17 protein-coding genes are annotated in these 15,694 nt (G+C 70.4%); 9 read left to right on the top strand and 8 right to left on the bottom strand.

Going from position 1 to position 15,694, the window contains the following annotated elements:
• Positions 1 to 17 precede the first annotated feature (17 nt).
• Both AMYNI_RS0137895 and AMYNI_RS47615 read left to right on the top strand, forming a co-directional pair.
• Complete coding sequence (locus AMYNI_RS0137895) at positions 18 to 974, top strand: DUF3558 family protein (RefSeq protein ID WP_169515804.1); 957 nt, start codon at positions 18 to 20, stop codon at positions 972 to 974.
• A gap of 48 nt (positions 975 to 1,022) precedes the next feature.
• A complete protein-coding gene (locus AMYNI_RS47615) occupies positions 1,023 to 1,466 on the top strand; it encodes a DUF2231 domain-containing protein (protein ID WP_169515805.1) in 444 nt (147 codons plus the stop codon).
• A gap of 33 nt (positions 1,467 to 1,499) precedes the next feature.
• Here the strand turns inward: AMYNI_RS47615 and AMYNI_RS46395 are convergent, their stop codons facing one another.
• Complete coding sequence (locus tag AMYNI_RS46395) at positions 1,500 to 2,537, bottom strand: hypothetical protein (protein WP_020673343.1); 1,038 nt, start codon at positions 2,535 to 2,537, stop codon at positions 1,500 to 1,502.
• A gap of 136 nt (positions 2,538 to 2,673) precedes the next feature.
• Between AMYNI_RS46395 and AMYNI_RS0137910 the strand changes: the two genes are divergently transcribed.
• Complete coding sequence (locus AMYNI_RS0137910) at positions 2,674 to 3,096, top strand: VOC family protein (RefSeq protein ID WP_020673344.1); 423 nt, start codon at positions 2,674 to 2,676, stop codon at positions 3,094 to 3,096.
• Between the two features lie 14 nt (positions 3,097 to 3,110).
• Here the strand turns inward: AMYNI_RS0137910 and AMYNI_RS0137915 are convergent, their stop codons facing one another.
• Positions 3,111 to 3,812: a hypothetical protein gene (locus tag AMYNI_RS0137915; protein WP_020673345.1), complete on the bottom strand. Its 702-nt coding sequence runs from the start codon at positions 3,810 to 3,812 to the stop codon at positions 3,111 to 3,113.
• A gap of 128 nt (positions 3,813 to 3,940) precedes the next feature.
• Here AMYNI_RS0137915 and AMYNI_RS0137920 point away from each other — a divergent pair, with 128 nt between their 5' ends.
• Both AMYNI_RS0137920 and AMYNI_RS0137925 read left to right on the top strand, forming a co-directional pair.
• Positions 3,941 to 5,263: a M20/M25/M40 family metallo-hydrolase gene (locus tag AMYNI_RS0137920; protein ID WP_020673346.1), complete on the top strand. Its 1,323-nt coding sequence runs from the start codon at positions 3,941 to 3,943 to the stop codon at positions 5,261 to 5,263.
• On the top strand, positions 5,263 to 6,165 hold the full coding sequence (locus AMYNI_RS0137925) for an alpha/beta fold hydrolase (RefSeq protein ID WP_020673347.1): 903 nt from the start codon (positions 5,263 to 5,265) through the stop codon (positions 6,163 to 6,165). The genes AMYNI_RS0137920 and AMYNI_RS0137925 overlap by 1 nt, the downstream gene beginning before the upstream one ends.
• Here AMYNI_RS0137925 and AMYNI_RS0137930 read toward each other — a convergent pair.
• The 3 genes from AMYNI_RS0137930 to AMYNI_RS0137940 form a co-directional block, all read right to left on the bottom strand.
• Positions 6,145 to 6,363: a DUF5703 family protein gene (locus tag AMYNI_RS0137930; protein WP_020673348.1), complete on the bottom strand. Its 219-nt coding sequence runs from the start codon at positions 6,361 to 6,363 to the stop codon at positions 6,145 to 6,147. The genes AMYNI_RS0137925 and AMYNI_RS0137930 overlap by 21 nt on opposite strands.
• Positions 6,360 to 7,376: a YncE family protein gene (locus tag AMYNI_RS0137935; protein WP_020673349.1), complete on the bottom strand. Its 1,017-nt coding sequence runs from the start codon at positions 7,374 to 7,376 to the stop codon at positions 6,360 to 6,362. Before AMYNI_RS0137935 ends, AMYNI_RS0137930 begins: the two co-directional genes overlap by 4 nt.
• A gap of 108 nt (positions 7,377 to 7,484) precedes the next feature.
• A complete protein-coding gene (locus AMYNI_RS0137940; protein ID WP_026361429.1) occupies positions 7,485 to 8,450 on the bottom strand; it encodes an aldo/keto reductase in 966 nt (321 codons plus the stop codon).
• Between the two features lie 174 nt (positions 8,451 to 8,624).
• Here AMYNI_RS0137940 and AMYNI_RS0137950 point away from each other — a divergent pair, with 174 nt between their 5' ends.
• From AMYNI_RS0137950 to AMYNI_RS0137960, 3 genes are all read left to right on the top strand, one after another.
• The gene (locus AMYNI_RS0137950; RefSeq protein WP_020673351.1) at positions 8,625 to 9,464 is read left to right on the top strand and encodes an undecaprenyl-diphosphate phosphatase; all 840 of its coding nucleotides are present in this window, start codon (positions 8,625 to 8,627) and stop codon (positions 9,462 to 9,464) included.
• Between the two features lie 31 nt (positions 9,465 to 9,495).
• Complete coding sequence (locus AMYNI_RS0137955; protein WP_020673352.1) at positions 9,496 to 10,218, top strand: histidine phosphatase family protein; 723 nt, start codon at positions 9,496 to 9,498, stop codon at positions 10,216 to 10,218.
• A 166-nt stretch (positions 10,219 to 10,384) separates the two neighbouring features.
• The gene (locus AMYNI_RS0137960; RefSeq protein WP_020673353.1) at positions 10,385 to 12,436 is read left to right on the top strand and encodes a M3 family metallopeptidase; all 2,052 of its coding nucleotides are present in this window, start codon (positions 10,385 to 10,387) and stop codon (positions 12,434 to 12,436) included.
• Position 12,437: 1 nt separating this feature from the next.
• Here the strand turns inward: AMYNI_RS0137960 and AMYNI_RS0137965 are convergent, their stop codons facing one another.
• Positions 12,438 to 13,403, bottom strand: coding sequence for an NAD-dependent epimerase/dehydratase family protein (locus tag AMYNI_RS0137965; RefSeq protein WP_020673354.1), 966 nt, complete (start codon positions 13,401 to 13,403; stop codon positions 12,438 to 12,440).
• An 84-nt stretch (positions 13,404 to 13,487) separates the two neighbouring features.
• On the opposite strand from AMYNI_RS0137965, the gene AMYNI_RS0137970 reads away from it, so the two are divergent.
• Entirely contained in the window at positions 13,488 to 14,069 is a 582-nt protein-coding gene (locus AMYNI_RS0137970) for a TetR/AcrR family transcriptional regulator (protein ID WP_020673355.1), read from the top strand.
• A 4-nt stretch (positions 14,070 to 14,073) separates the two neighbouring features.
• Here AMYNI_RS0137970 and AMYNI_RS47620 read toward each other — a convergent pair whose 3' ends face one another.
• Positions 14,074 to 14,517, bottom strand: a complete 444-nt coding sequence (locus AMYNI_RS47620; RefSeq protein WP_020673356.1) for a DUF5956 family protein — start codon at positions 14,515 to 14,517, stop codon at positions 14,074 to 14,076.
• 128 nt (positions 14,518 to 14,645) lie between these two features.
• On the bottom strand, positions 14,646 to 15,635 hold the full coding sequence (locus AMYNI_RS0137980) for a malate dehydrogenase (RefSeq protein ID WP_020673357.1): 990 nt from the start codon (positions 15,633 to 15,635) through the stop codon (positions 14,646 to 14,648).
• Positions 15,636 to 15,694 lie beyond the last annotated feature (59 nt).

The following is a 15,694-nucleotide window of genomic DNA, read 5'->3' on the forward strand; positions in this document are numbered from 1 at the left end:
TTCTGACGATCGCGGTGGTGGCCGCCGCGACCTTCCTGGGCGGCTGCACCAGCGCGCTGGACGGCACCGCGCTGCCGGTGCCGGGAGAGGTCCGCCCGCCCGCCGATCCGAACGATCCGTGCGCGCTGCTCGGCGCCGCCGAGGCGGCCTACCTCGGGCTCGAGGAGCAGGGCGAGTTCGTGCCGGCCGAACCGGACAAGGAGATCCCGCCCGGTTGCTCCTGGCCCGCCGGCGAGGAGGCCGAGGTGCCCGGCTCGCTCCACCTCGTCTACTCGACCGACCAGTCTCTGCTGCAGTACGAGGGAAACAGTGGCGTGCAGCCGATGGAGCGGCTGCCGATCGGTGGGCTGGACTGGGCCCGGTGGCCGGCGTTCTTCGGCGACGACGACTGCGACCTTGCGGTGGAGCTGTCCGCCAACTCGTTCGTCATGCTCTCCAGCAGCAACTACGAGGACAGGAGCAAGACCTGCGATCTGGCCAAGGCGGCCGCGCCGTATGTCTCGGCACGGCTGCCTGGCGGTGCGCCCGCGCCGCCGCTGACGCCCAAGGTCGCTCCGCCGAGCCCGTTGTCCTCGGTGGAACCCTGCGTGCTGCTCGGCGCCGAGCAACTCGGCGGGCTCGGCATGGATCCCAACGGCAGGCCCACCGGTAAGGGCCGCTCGAACACCGACCTGCCGCCGGGTTGTCAGTGGGAGCCGGCGGCGGGCAACAACTCGCAGGCGCTGTACGTCATGGTGGCTGCGGACGAGTCGGCGGAGGACGTCGCCTACGACCGGACCTCCACCGAACAGGTCCAGGCCAATGGTCGCGGCTGGAACCTCTACCTGGACGGGAAGTCCTGCGAAGCGATCCTGCCGTTCACCGAGACCTCGGCAGTCAAGATCATCGGTGGTCACCGGGAAGATCCCGCTCAGGCGTGCGCGCAGGTCCGGCCGGTCATCCCGATGATCACCGCGAACCTGCCGCCGGGGTGAGCCGGCCGGGGTGCGAGGATCTTCGGGTGGCGCGGAGGGATGGGGCTGATGGACGAACCTGGTGAAGCGGGCACGCGGACCAGGCGCCGGAAGGTTCCGCTGCATCCCACGCTCGTCACCGTGCCGATCGGCTGCTGGGTGATGAGCCCGGTGCTGGACATCGTCGGCATGGCGAAGAACAGCCCCGGCGAGTTCACCACGGCGTCCACCTGGCTGCTCGGCATCGGACTGCTCACCGCCGTGCTCGCCGGAGTGGTTGGCCTGGCGGACGCGCTGCCCATCCCGCCGCGTACCGCCGCCTACCGGCAGGCGATGATCCACCTCTCGCTGGCGCTGGTGGCCGTGCTGCTCTACGGGGTGAACTATCTGATGCGCACGGCGACCCCGGGCGGGCCGGTTCCGGTGGGCCTGCTGGTGTTCTCCCTGATCAATCTCGTGGTGCTGCTGACCACCGCCAGGGTCGGTGCCGCGCTCGCGTACCGCCACCGCTAGTCCGGGCGGCCCCGCCCGCCCGGACGCCACCGGTCAGTACTGCGAGTAGTGCCAGACCGCGGGATGCCCACCTTCGTCGAGCGGACCGTTCGACACCCAGCCCGCGATCGTGCCGTCGTCACCGACTACGCGCGCCGAGCCCTTTTGGTAGCCGTCCGGTATCGGCAGCCGGCCTGCGGGGTTCGTGCCTTGCCAGGTGGTGAGTGGCCCATAGGGTTCTGGGCTCGACTCACGCCCGACGATCAGTCCCGACGCGTTGATCCCCGACGCGATGTCGCCACCCGGCAGCCGTTGTACCGACCCGGTGGCGTCCCACAGGAGTGCGCTGCTTCCCGGCTGGGTGGAACTCGCGGTGCCGACGGCGAGCCCGTTCCGGAGCCCGTTCGCCTGCGGGTAGGTGAGATCCGGCGGAACTTCCAGCGCTCGGGTCACCCCGTTCTGCCAGAGATACGGGCCGGCGTCGGTGTTGAGCAGGATGGTGCCGTCCTCGTCGAGGTCGGCCGGGTACTGCCAGTAGTGGTCGGTGTTCGGGATGACGATCGGCCCACTGCCCAGGACGGGCCAGAGCACCGTCGCGTCCTTGGCTTGGTGGGCCGGGTGGTAGGCGGTTCCGACCACGTCGCCCCGGTCGTTGATCGCGACGGGCTCGAAGCTGGCGTAGCCGTCCGGCGGCGGCGTGGCGTGGAAGCCGGTGCCGTCCAGGATGAACCCCTGGCTCTCCCCGGTGTCGTAGTCGAGCGCGCTGCCGACGATGACGCCGGCCCGGTTCTGGTCGTTGGGCGCGGCGAACTCGGTGCCATCGGGCAGGCCGTGCACGGTGACCTTGTCGTCCTTCCAGCTCACCACCTGAGTGGTTTCGCCGAGCGGGAGGAAGCCGGAATAGCCGCCCTGTCCGTCGGTTCCGGTGACATAGCCCTTCGCGTCCGGGTAGCCGTCCGGCAGTGGCAGCAGGCTCGCCCGCCAGCCCGGGTCCGGTACCCCGGCCGCCGTCGCGGCCGGCAGGACGCCGATAGTCGTGGTGATGGCCGCGGCGATGAGCACACCGGCGCGCGGCCTGGTCCTGGTTCCCATCAGTTCCCCGTTTCCCCCCGACCCGGCTACTTATATCGTCGGGGCCGGATCCGGTGTTGCCCTTGGTAATTCGCTGTGACCGAGCCGTGACGCGGGTGCCCTCGCGGTGCCAGGCTGTTGCCCAGGAGGTGGTCTTGTGGAGACAGGGTTCCCGGTACTCCGGCAGGTGGTGCTGGACTGCCCGGACGCGCGCGTGCTGGCGGAGTTCTACCGCCGGCTGCTCGGCCTGCGGTACCGGCCGGGGGATGAGCCTCCGCCCGAAGGCGAGCCGGACGAACGAGGGCAGGACTGGCTGGTGTTGCGGGACGCCGACGGCGGCGGCAAGGTCGCGTTCCAGCAGGTGCCGGAACTGCCGCCGGCCACCTGGCCGGAAGGCGAGCACCCGCAGCAACTGCACCTGGATCTGACCGTGCCGTCGGCCGCAGAGCTGAACGCTCAGCATGATCGGGCGCTGGCCCTCGGCGCACGACTTCTCTACGACCGCTTCGACGACCCGGAAGAGCCGCTGCGCGTCTACGCCGACCCGGCCGGGCATCCGTTCTGCATCTTCGTGGCGTAGCCGGCCCTCGCAGGTCAGGCGGCTCGTGGATCGTCCGGTGAGCGCAGCTCGTTTTCCAGGATCGGCCCCAGGGCTTGCGCGGCCTGTATCGCGGTGTCCAGGTGAGGTGGCGGGCTTTCGGTGAGGTTCTGCTGTTGGCTTTCCTCGTGCATACCGCTGCGGAGCCGTTCCAGGTGCAGGGCGCCGGCGGCGATGCTCTGCCGGTGTTTCTGCCAGGTCATGACCAGGTGGAGCAGCCGGTGGAGCGAGTACAGCGCGGCTGCGCCGTAGCCGAGTGGAGCGGAGTTCCGTGCGAGGTCGGCCAGCACACTGACCCAGGGGCTCGCCAGGGAGGTGCGCTCGATCTTCAGTTCCGCCTCGGGTAACGGTGCTTGTGCCGACCACGGGAGTGGAGCCGGCAGCACCGAGAACGTGGCATAACGGGCCAGCGTCAGCAGGGCGGCGACATTGCGGCCGTAACGGTCCATGCTGGGCCGGCGCCCCAGATCCACCGACAAGTACAGCCTGGTGGGCTGGTCCGGAGTCGGACGAGCGTTGAAGGTGATTCCTTCGAAGGTGGCGTCTCCGCTGAGCGGGGCAGGCGCGAAGGTGGGGTCCGGGAGAACCGGGACGCGCGCGAACGTGGCGTCATAGCTGAACGAAGTCTTGGCGTACAAGGCGTTTCCGGTGACGCTGGCGGTCATGAGCCGTGCCTTCCCGCCGAAGGTGGTCTTCACGAGCCGCTCAAGGATGCTGGCTCAGCCGCCGGTTCGACAAGGGCGCCCGACCGGGCGTGATCTTGGCGGGTCACCCGTCGAGGTCGGTGACCTGAGGTTTCGCCGGTGGGCAATGATAAGAATGCCGGGTGACCGAACGACACCAGATCGAGCAAGCCGCCGAGGAAGCCGTCACGCTGACCAGCGAGCTGCTCCGGATCGACACCACCAACACCGGCGACCCGGACACCCTGGTCGGTGAGCGCGCCGCGGCGGAGTACGTCGCGGAGAAGCTCACCGAGGTCGGGTACGAGATCACCTATGTGGAGTCGGGCGGGCCGAACCGGCACAACGTGATCGCCAGGCTGCCCGGCGCCGACCCGAGCCGGGGTGCGTTGCTGATCCACGGTCATCTCGACGTGGTGCCCGCGGACCCGTCCGAATGGTCCGTGCACCCGTTCTCCGGGGCGATCCAGGACGGTTACGTCTGGGGCCGGGGCGCGGTGGACATGAAGGACATGGTGGCCATGACGCTGGCCATCGCCAGGCACTACAAGCGGCACGGCATCGTGCCGCCGCGTGACCTGGTCTTCGCCTTCCTGGCGGACGAGGAGGCGGGCGGCAAGTTCGGCGCGCAGTGGCTGGTGGAGCACCGGCCGGACCTGTTCGAGGGCGTCACCGAGGCGATCAGCGAGGTGGGCGGCTTCTCCGTCACGCTCAAGGACGACGTCCGCGCCTACCTGATCGAGACGGCGGAGAAGGGCATCCGCTGGATGAAGCTGCGGGTGCGCGGCACGGCCGGCCACGGCTCGATGATCCACCGGGACAACGCGGTCACCAAGCTGTCCGAGGCCGTGGCCAAGCTGGGCAACCACCGGTTCCCGCTGGTGCTGACCGACTCGGTGCGCGAGTTCCTGGCCGGGGTCACCGAGATCACCGGCTGGGACTTCCCCGAGGACGACCTCGAAGGCGCGGTCGCCAAGCTGGGCAACATCTCCCGGATGATCGGCGCCACCCTGCGGGACACCGCGAACCCGACGATGCTCACCGCGGGCTACAAGTCCAACGTGATCCCGTCCACGGCCGAAGCCGCGGTGGACTGCCGGATCCTGCCCGGCAGGCTGGCAGCCTTCGACCGCGAGCTCGACGAGCTGCTCGGGCCCGACATCGAGAAGGAGTGGATGGAGCTGCCGCCGGTGGAGACCACCTTCGACGGGGCGCTGGTGGACGCGATGACCGCGTCGGTGCTGGCCGAAGACCCCGGCGCCAAGACCCTGCCGTACATGCTCTCCGGCGGCACCGACGCGAAGTCGTTCCAGTCCCTCGGTATCCGCAACTTCGGTTTCGCTCCGCTCAAGCTCCCGGCCGACCTGGACTTCTCCGCGCTCTTCCACGGGGTCGACGAGCGGGTCCCGGTGGACGCGCTGAAGTTCGGCACCCGGGTGCTGGACAGGTTCCTGCGCGCCAGCTGATGGCGGACTTCGTCGAGCTCGCCGACGGCACACCGCTGCATCTGCGGCGGTGGGGCGAGCCCGATGCCCCGGTGACCGTGCTGCTCTGCCACGGCTACGCGCTGGACCTGCGGAGCTGGGTGCCGGTCGCGGAGGACCTGCCGGCCGCGATCGAGCACCCGGTGCGGGTGGTCGCCTACGACCATCGCGGGCACGGCAGGTCCGGTCCCGCGTGCAGCGCGTCGGCCACCATGGACCGGCTCGGTGACGACCTGGCCGAGCTGATCGGCCGGATCGCGCCGACCGGCCCGGTGGTGCTGGCCGGGCACGACATGGGCGGGCTGGCTGCGATGGCGCTGGCACAGCGGCACCACGGCCTGTTCACCGAGCGGGTGGCCGGGCTGGTGCTGCTGGCCACCTCCGCCGGCGGGCTGAGCACCGAGGCCTCGGCCGCGTGGCCGAACGCGATGGGGAGGCTGGCCCGCGACCTGGAAGCGGTGTTCGGCTCGACGTTGGTCGGCCTGGTCCGCGAGCACACCAGCAAGGCGGTCGCGGCCGGGTTGCGCTGGTGGCTGTTCGGCGACGACCCGGACCCGGCGCAGGTCGAGCTCACCGTGCAGATGATCCGCGGCAACTGGCCGGACACCGTGGCGCTGTTCCGGCCGTCGATGGACGCCTACGCCAGGGACGCCGCGCTCTCAGTGGCCGCCGGGGTGCCGGTGACGGCGATCGTGGGGGAGCGGGACCGGCTCGTGCCGGCCGAGGACGTGCGGCGGATGACCGCTCCGGTGCCGCTCGGCACCGCTGTGGTGCTGCCCGGCCGTGGGCACGTGCTGCCGCTGGAGGGCGCCGCCGAAGTGCTGCCGAGGATCGTTTCGATCGTGCACTCGGTTTATCGCGAACTAGATGATCAGGCCCGGTAGCGCCCGCGCGCTGCGCTTGCGCCGCAGCCAGACCCACCTGGTCCCGTCCGAGTAGAGCCGGACGTTGGACAGCTCCCAGCCGGCGAACTCGGCGTGGATCGACAACTGGGTCGCTGCCGCTCGCCTTGACACGCCGGGTGGCAGCTGCAACCGGCGATACTCCCAATCCCCTTCGACCACCGCCTCGCTCACCGTCACGGCTGGATCACCTGAATCCCTTCCCCAGCCGCGGAGCCGACGACCACGCGGGCGGTCTGTTCGTCGACGGTAACCGTGTTGGGCTGGCGGATGGTAGGGAAGCGATGCTTCTCGACCGGTTCACCACCACGGATGTCGTAGCCGACGACCTCGTTACGCTCGGTCAACGTCACCCAGGCCAGCGAGCGCTTGGCGTCGTAGGCGATGCCGTAGATCCCGCCGGGGACCGGGTAGCGCTGCCGCAGCAGCAAGGGGTCGGCGGAGAACGCCAGCAGCGAACCGCCCCTGGCGTCGGTGACCAGCACCCGCCCGTACGAGTCGGTGGTGGCGTTGGCCGCGCCGTCACCGGCCCGCAGGCCCTCGCCCACCTTGCCGCCCGCCAGGTCGACGGCGAACAACGCGGTGCGCAGCCGGTCCAGCACCAGCGTGCCGTTGCCGGTGTCGAACACATCGTCCGCGCTGTAGAGCTGGCCGGAGATGTCCTTGGGCGGGCCGTCGGCGGCGAGTACTTCGACCGCCTTCCGGTCCCGCAGTGCGACCAGGGTCTGCCCCTGCACGTCCCGCGCCGAGGCCGGTTGCCCGGCCACCGGCACCTCGGTGACCTGGCCGCCGGGCAGGTTGATCCTGGCCAGCCGGTGCTGCGCCGGGAGGCTGGCCAGCAGCTCGTTCCCGCTGCCGGTGATCCGTTCGACCTGCCCCGGCAGCGGGATGGACCTGGCCGGCACGGTCAGGTCGTCGAGGTTGTAGAGCCGCACCGAAGGCGGGTCCTGGACCGCCACGGCGAGCGTGCGGGCGGTGGTGACGGCAGCGGTGACCACGGTGCCCGGCCCTGAGTCGGTCAGCACCGTGCCGGCCGGGGCGGCGACCGGGGCTGGCGAGACGGCGGCGGTGGCGGCGACCGGGTTCGACACGACCTGCAGCTCGTCGGTCTGTTCCCCGGCGGAGCAGCCGGCGGCCAGCAGCGCGCAGGCGAGGGGAATCGCTACCAGTTCAGCGGCGGCGAGCCGACGCACAGTAAGGCCTCCGGGCGGTGTCGTTCTTGTCGTTCTCGTCGGTGGACGGTTCAGTCCGTTCAGCATCCCGCAAGCGGCAGTCGCCGTCACGTGGATGTCATCCAAAAGTCACCCCGGCCATCTTTCGGGATAACCCAGCTCGACCGCGCTGACGTCGTCCAGCGCCGACTTGATGGCCGGCGGGAGGGAGATCTCCTCGGTGGCCAGCGAGCCGGTCAGCTGGCCGGTGTCCCTGGCGCCGACCACCGGCGCGACCACCCCCGGCCGGTCGCGGACCCAGGCCAGCGCGACGCACAGCGGCGACGTGCCCAGCCCGTCGGCCGCGGTCAGCACGGCCTGCACGATGCGCGCCGCGCGGTCGGTGCGGTGCTTCTCGACATACCCGGCGTAGGCCGGGGACGCGCCGCGCGAGTCCGCCGGGGTGCCGTTGCGGTACTTGCCGGTCAGCACCCCGCGGCCGAGCGGGGCCCAGGGCAGCAGCCCGATCCCGTGGTAGCGGGCGGCCGGCAGCACCTCGCGTTCCACTCCGCGCTGCACCAGCGAGTACTCCATCTCCGCGGAGACGATCGGGTTGGTGCCGCGGCCGCCCGCGACGGTGGCCAGCTGCCAGCCCGAGTAGTTGGACACCCCGACGTAGCGCACCTTGCCCGCGTTGACCGCGAAGTCCAGTGCGGAGAGGGTCTCTTCGAGCGGGACGTTGCCGTCCCAGGCGTGCAGCTGCCAGAGGTCGACGTGGTCCACCCCGAGCCGCCGCAGCGATCCGTCCAAGGCGGACAGCAGCGCGCCGCGGGAGGCGCCGCCGCCGAACGGGCCGTCGCTCCGGCGGGCGACCGCCTTGGTGGCCAGCACCACGTCGTCACGCGGCACCACGTCCGCCAGCAGGGAGCCGAGGATGCGCTCACCCTCGCCGTCGCCGTAGACGTCGGCGGTGTCCACCAGCGTGCCGCCGGCGTCCACGAACGCGACCAGCTGGCTGGCGGCCTCGTCGGCATCGGTGTCGCTACCCCAGGTCATGGTGCCAAGAGCCATTCTGGAGACGCGGAGTCCCGACCTGCCGAGCTGTCGCTTCTCCATGACGCGCGAGCCTATCCTCCGACCTCGCGCGGTGTTGACCAAGGCGACTCATGTCGCGCTCGGGGGCCCCGTTAGTGTCGCCGCCGTGCGACTCGGACTGAATTTCGACTACCCGGACGAACCAGACCAGGCGGCCGTCGAGGCCACTTTCGTACCGGCGGAGGTGGCCTGAGCATGGGCTGGTTCGAAGCTTTGGTACTCGGCCTTGTGCAGGGCCTGACCGAGTTCCTGCCGATCTCCTCCAGCGCGCATCTGCGGATCACCGCGGCGCTGGCCGGCTGGGACGACCCCGGCGCGGCGTTCACCGCGGTCACCCAGATCGGTACCGAGCTCGCGGTGATCCTGTACTTCGCGAAGAAGATCGGCCGGATACTGGTGGCCTGGTTCTTCTCGTTGTACAAAAAGGACTGGCGCGGGCATCCGGACGCGCGGCTCGGCTGGCTGATCATCGTCGGCTCGCTGCCGATCGTGGTGCTCGGTGTGCTGCTCCAGGACGAGATCGACCACACCTTCCGCGACCTGCGGATCACCGCGACGATGCTGATCGTGTTCGGCCTGATCCTGCTGATCGCGGACCGGATCGGCCGTCAGGAACGGGATCTGGACCACCTCACCGTCAAACACGGCCTCGGGTTCGGCTTCGCACAGGCACTGGCGTTGATCCCGGGCGTTTCGCGGTCGGGCGGCACGACCAGCGCCGGCCTGCTGATGGGTTACACCCGCGCGGAGGCGGCGGAGTACTCCTTCCTGCTCGCGCTGCCCGCGGTGTTCGGCTCCGGGGTGTACAAGCTGACCGACATCGGCGAGGACGGGCACACCGCGCAGTGGGGGCCGACCATCCTGGCCACCCTGGTCGCCTTCGGGGTCGGTTACGTGGTGATCGCCTGGCTGATGTCCTACATCAAGAAGCGCAGCTTCGTGCCCTTCGTGATCTACCGGTTCGCCCTCGGCATCCTGCTGTTCGTGCTGGTGTTCACCGGGGTGCTGGACCCGAACGAGGGTCCGGTCGGTTAGGCGATCACTTGCTGACACGTATGGTGGCCTGGTGAGCACCGTCATCCTGCTGCGACACGGCCGGTCCACGGCCAACGGGTCCGGGGTACTCGCCGGGCGCATGCCGAAGGTCGGCCTGGACGACACCGGCAAGGCGCAGGCGGAGGCGCTGGTGGAGCGGCTGGCCGGGGTCCCGCTGGCCGAGTTGGTGGTCTCGCCGATGCTGCGGTGCAAGCAGACGGTGGCCCCGCTCGCCTCGGCGAACGGGCTGGCCAAGACGGTGGAGCCGCGGCTGTCCGAAGTGGACTACGGGGACTGGACAGGGCGCGAGCTGAAAACCCTGTTCGCCGAGCCGTTGTGGCGGGTGGTGCAGGCGCACCCGTCGGCGGCGGTCTTCCCCGGCGGCGAGGGCCTGGCCGGTATGCAGGCCAGGGCGGTGGCCGCGGTCCGCGAGCACGACGCGCGGATCACCGCCGAGCACGGTGAGCACGCGGTCTGGGCGCTGTGCAGCCACGGCGACGTGCTCAAGGCGCTGCTGGCCGACGCGCTTGGCCAGCACCTGGACGCCTTCCAGCGGATCGTGGTGGACCCGGCCTCGATCTCGGTGGTCCGCTACACCGAGACGAGGCCGTTCGTGCTGCGGGTCAACGACCACGGCTCGGACTTCAAGGGCGTCGTGCCGCCGCCACCGCAAAAGAAGAAGAAGGGCCGCAAGAAGAAGTCCGGTGGGCCGGGAGAGAGCGATGCGGTTCCCGGCGGCACCACCGGCCGCTGATCGCGAAAGGTGCGCGTGGCGGACAACGCCCGGATGCCGCTTTCGGCGTGCTCTGCTGGTTTCGGCAGTGTTCCGGAGACGGCGATACCTCGGACCTTTTCCCCGGTCAGGGCGCAGTAGGGTGGAGGTTCGTGCCCAGCGCGCCCGACACTGAGGAGTACTGCCGATGATCTCGCCGGACAACCCGTTCGCCACCGCGAGCGAGCTTCCGTACGGCCTGCCGCCGTTCGACCGGATCACCGACGAGCACTTCCTGCCCGCTTTCGAGGCCGGGATCGCCGAGCAGGCCGCCGAGGTGGCCGCCATCGCCGACGACCCGGAACCGGCCACCTTCGAGAACACCGTTGTCGCACTCGAACGTTCCGGCGCGCTGCTCGGCCGGGTCTCTTCGGTCTTCGGCAACCTGGCCTCGTCGGACACCAGCCCGGAGCGCCAGCGCATCCAGGCGGCCGTCGCGCCGAAGCTGGCCGCGCACCACGACGCGATCTACCTGAACCAGCGGCTGTTCGCGCGGATCGCGGACCTGTTCGGCCGCCGCGGCTCGCTCGGCCTCGATGCCGAGTCGGACTGGCTGCTGGAGCGGCTGCACACCGACTTCCAGCGCGCCGGGGCCGGGCTGCCGGAAGCCGACCAGGCGAGGCTGCGCGGGCTGAACGAGGAGCTGTCCACGCTGAGCACGCGGTTCCAGGAGAACCTGCTCGGCGACACCAACGAACTGGCCGTGGTGGTCGAGGACGCCGATGCGCTGGCCGGCCTTTCCGCGGATGCGTTGGCGGCCGCGGCGGAGGCCGCCAACGCGAAGGGGGAGCCGGGCAAGTACGTGCTCAACCTGCAGCTGCCGACCGTGCAGTCAGCGCTCGCGTCGCTGGCCGATCGTGCGCTGCGGCAGCGGCTGTACACCGCGTCGATCAACCGCGGCAACCGCGGCAACGAGCACGACAACAAGGCGGCGCTGGCCAGGATTGCGATGCTGCGGGCCGAACGTGCCGCGCTGCTCGGCTATCCGCATCACGCTGCGTACGCGATCTCGGACCAGACCGCGCGCACCGAGGAGGCCGCGGCCGAGCTGCTGGACCGGCTGGCGCCGGTGGCGGTGGCCAACGCGAAGGCCGAGGCCGAGGAACTGCAGCGGTACCTGGAGCAGGACGAGCCGGGCGCGACCCTCGAGCCGTGGGACTGGGCGTACTACGCCGAGCGGGTCCGCAAGGCCCGGTTCGACATCGACGAGTCGGTGCTGCGGCCGTACTTCGAGCTGGACCGGGTGCTGCGGGACGGGGTGTTCTACGCGGCCGAACGGTTGTACGGGCTCACCTTCACCGAGCGCCACGACCTGCCGAAGTACCACCCCGAGGTGCGGATCTTCGAGGTCTTCGGCCCGGACGGCGACCCGATCGGGCTCTTCCTCGGCGACTACTTCACCCGCGACTCCAAGCGGGGCGGCGCCTGGATGAACAACTTCGTGGACCAGTCAGGTCTGCTCGGCGACCGTCCGGTGGTGGTGAACAACCTGAACATCGCCCGTCCGCCCGCGGGGGAGCCGACCCTGCTCACCTTCGACGAGGTGATCACCGCCTTCCACGAGTTCGGGCACGCGCTGCACGGGCTGTTCTCGGACGTCCGCTACCCGACCTTCTCCGGTACCAACGTGCCGCGTGACTTCGTCGAGTACCCGTCGCAGGTGAACGAGATGTGGCTGCTCTGGCCCGAGGTGCTGGCCAACTACGCCAAGCACCACGAGACGGGGGAGCCGTTGCCGCAGCGGCTGGTGGACCGGCTGGCCGAGTCGCAGCAGTACGGCGAGGGCTTCTCCACCACCGAGTATCTCGCCGCGTCCCTGCTGGACCAGGCATGGCACCGGCTCGGCGTGGACGACCAGGTGAGCGATGTGGCGCGGTTCGAGGCCGAGGCGCTGGAGAAGGCCGGGGTGGCACTGTCCACTGTGGCCCCTCGCTACCGCAGCACGTACTTCGCGCACGTCTTCAGCGGTGGGTACGCGGCCGGGTACTACTCCTACATCTGGAGCGAGGTGCTGGACGCGGACACGGTGGAATGGTTCCGCGAGAACGGCGGCCTGAGCAGGGCGAACGGCGACCACTTCCGGCGCGAGCTGCTGTCCAGGGGCGGCAGCGTGGACTCGATGGCGGCGTTCCGCGCCTTCCGCGGCCGCGACCCCGAGATCGCCCCGCTGCTCAAGCGCCGCGGCCTCGCCGGGGCCTGATTCAGGCCCGCAGTTCGGCGAAGCCCTCGGCGCGGGTGCGGATCGGCTGGTAGCCCAGTTCGGTGCGTGCCTTGCCGATGTCGATCGTGCATTCCTTGCTGGACAGCCAAAGGGACATGTAGTCCAGTGGCGGTGCGCCGGAGAGCCCGAGCCGTCGCCAGAGGGTTTCGCCGGCGCTGGTCGCGATGCGGGCGGGCAGCTCGGGCATGCTGCGGCCGGGCGCGGTGACCCCTTGGGTGGCCAGTAGCTCGGTGACGAAGTCGCGGAAGACGATCGGCTCGCCGTCGGTGACGAAGTACGCCTCGCCGGGGCGCCCGCGCTCGGCGGCCAGCAGCACGCCCAGCACCACGTTGTCCACGTGCGTGGTGGCCGTCAGGTGCCGCCCGCCGCCGATCCAGGCGAACCGCCCGGTCTGGACGGCGGCGACCAGTTCGGGCAGCACAGTGCTGTCCCCGGTACCCCAGACCAGGCGTGGCCGCAGCACCACGGTCTCCAGGTCCTCGCCGTTCGCGGCCAGTACCACCTGCTCCGCCTTGGCTTTCGAAGCGGCATAGGGCGCGGGCGAATCCGGTCGCAGCGGCGCGGCCTCGTCGACGTCGACCAGCGCCTGACCGGTCATCAGCGCGGCCTCGGTGCCCACGTGGACGAGCCGGCGCACGCCGGCACGACGGGCGCCGGCGACCACATTGCGGGTGCCGGTGACGTTGTCCCGTTCGAACGCGTCCCGCCCGCCACCGCGGCTGGTGCGGGCCGCCGAGTGGAAGACGACGTCGCTCCCGCTCATCGCCTCGGCCAGTATCGCGAAGTCCGACAGATCCCCGGGAACAGGCTTCGCGCCCGCCTCGGTGACCTTGTCCGCGGCCGCGTCGGAGCGGGCCAGTGCGCGCACCACGTGGCCGTCTTCGACCAGTCGCCGGATCAGCCGCAGGCCCACGAACCCGGAGCCGCCGGTCACCAGAGCATCCATCGTTCCTCCTCAGTTTTAAGTATGATGGTCAACATAGTAAGCTGGAGGAGCAACCCGCCACAACACCGACCCCTGGAGCCGTTGATGCGCAAGGCCCGATCCGACTCCCGGCAGAAGATCATCCGGGGGGCCCAGGATCTGTTGTGCCGTCAGGGTTACCGGGGTACCGGGCTGGCGCAGATCATCGAGGAGAGCGGCAGTCCGCGCGGCTCGACGTACTTCCTGTTCCCCGGCGGCAAGGAGGAGATCGCGACCGAGGCGCTGGCCGCCTCCGGGGTGGAGTTCGACGCGATGATCCGCGCTGCCCGTGAGTCCAGCCCCACCGCCGCGGCGTGGGTGCAGACGATGACCGAGTACTTCGCCGGCTCATTGCGTGACTCGGGTTTCACCCAGGGCTGCCCGGTCTCCACGGTCACGCTGGACTCGGCGCCCGGGTCTCCGGCGCTGACCGCGGCCTGCCGGAGCGCCTACGACCGCTGGCTATCCGCGCTCGCGGACGGGCTCACCGGCTACGGCGTGGCCGACGAGGCGGCGGCCGACCTGGCCGTGGTGATGCTCACCGGCTTGGAAGGGGCGATGCTGCTCTGCCGCGCCCGGCAGTCGACCGAGCCGTTGCACCAGGTGGCGCGGTACGCGCTGCGGGCGATCGAGGCCGAGCTGCCTTGACCCGTCAGGGATGGAGACCGAAGTCGGTGAGGGCGCGGGTTGCGGCGACGAGGATGTGCGGGGGAGTGGGGACTCCCGGCTCGACCCTGGCGTTGACGGCGGCCCAGAGTCGGCGGGGCTCGACCCCGTCCGGCAGTTCGAGGTGCCAGGTGTAGCCGCGGGGCCGGGGTGGCACGGCCGCTTCGGCCAGATACGAGTTGACGTCCGCTTCGATACCGGCCTGGTCGGCTTCGGTCCGCGGTTCGGTGGTGACGGTGGCTTCGCTGGTTCGACGGGCGCGGCGGATGACGCGCACGGTGTGGTCCTCGAGCCGGTCGACGACGCGCTGGACCCGTGCGGGACCCGCCGCCCATGCGATCAGCATGCCCCAGCCGTTGTCCGGCAACGGCGCGTACCGGCTACCGGCGATGTCGCCGATCGGGTAATCGTGCCAGCGGTTCTCGGGCATGGTCACATTTCGGGAAGGCGGTGCGGGCCGCCGATCCGGCGGCCCGCACCCCGCGCCACTCAGAATCTTGCGGGACACCCGCGCCCGATCGATGGGGGCATGCGCAAAAAGCCTCGCATGCCCCCGTCTCAGATCAGGCCGAGCTTGGTGACGGCGTCGCGCTCTTCGACCAGCTCCTGGACCGAGGCGTCGATGCGCTGCCGGGAGAACTCGTTGATCTCCAGGCCCTGCACGATCTCGTACTTGCCGTCCTTCGCGGTCACCGGGAAGGACGAGATCAGCCCCTCCGGCACCCCGTAGGAACCGTCGGACACGATCGCGGCCGAGGTCCAGTCGCCGGCCGGGGTGCCGTTGACCCAGGTGTGCACGTGGTCGATCGCGGCACTGGCCGCGGAGGCCGCGGAGGAGGCGCCACGGGCCTCGATGATCGCCGCGCCGCGCTTGGCGACGGTCGGGATGAACTCGTCGGCCAGCCACTGCTCGTCGTTGACCGTCTCGGCCGCGTTCTTGCCGGCCACCTCGGCGTGGAAGATGTCCGGGTACTGGGTGGCCGAGTGGTTGCCCCAGATCGCCAGCTTCTTGATCTCCGATACCGGCACGCCGGTCTTCTTGGCCAGCTGCGCCAGCGCCCGGTTGTGGTCGAGGCGGGTCATCGCGGTGAACCGCTCGGCAGGCACGTCCGGCGCGTGCGAGCGGGCGATCAGCGAGTTGGTGTTGGCCGGGTTGCCCACCACCAGCACCTTGATGTCCTCGGCGGCACCGGCGTTGATCGCCTCGCCCTGCGGTTTGAAGATGCCGCCGTTGGCCTCGAGCAGGTCACCGCGCTCCATGCCCTTGGTGCGCGGGCGGGCGCCGACCAGCAGGGCCACGTTCGTGCCCTCGAAGGCCTTCTTGGCGTCGTCGAAGATGTCGATCCCGGCCAGCAGCTCGAACGCACCGTCCTCCAGCTCCAACGCGGTGCCCTCGGCCGCCTTGACCGCCTGCGGGATCTCCAGGAGCCGCAGCTTCACCGGCGTGTCCTGGCCGAGCAGCTGACCGGACGCGATGCGGAACAAAAGCGCGTAGCCGATCTGGCCGGCAGCGCCGGTGACGGTGACGTTGACAGGGGCTTGGGTCATTGCGTTCTCCTGCTTAGGGGTCGGTGCTTGTACTCGGGATGCTATCCGGCTGCGTTCGC

This window comes from Amycolatopsis nigrescens CSC17Ta-90, assembly GCF_000384315.1.
In the GTDB taxonomy this organism is placed as follows: Bacteria; Actinomycetota; Actinomycetes; order Mycobacteriales; family Pseudonocardiaceae; genus Amycolatopsis; species Amycolatopsis nigrescens.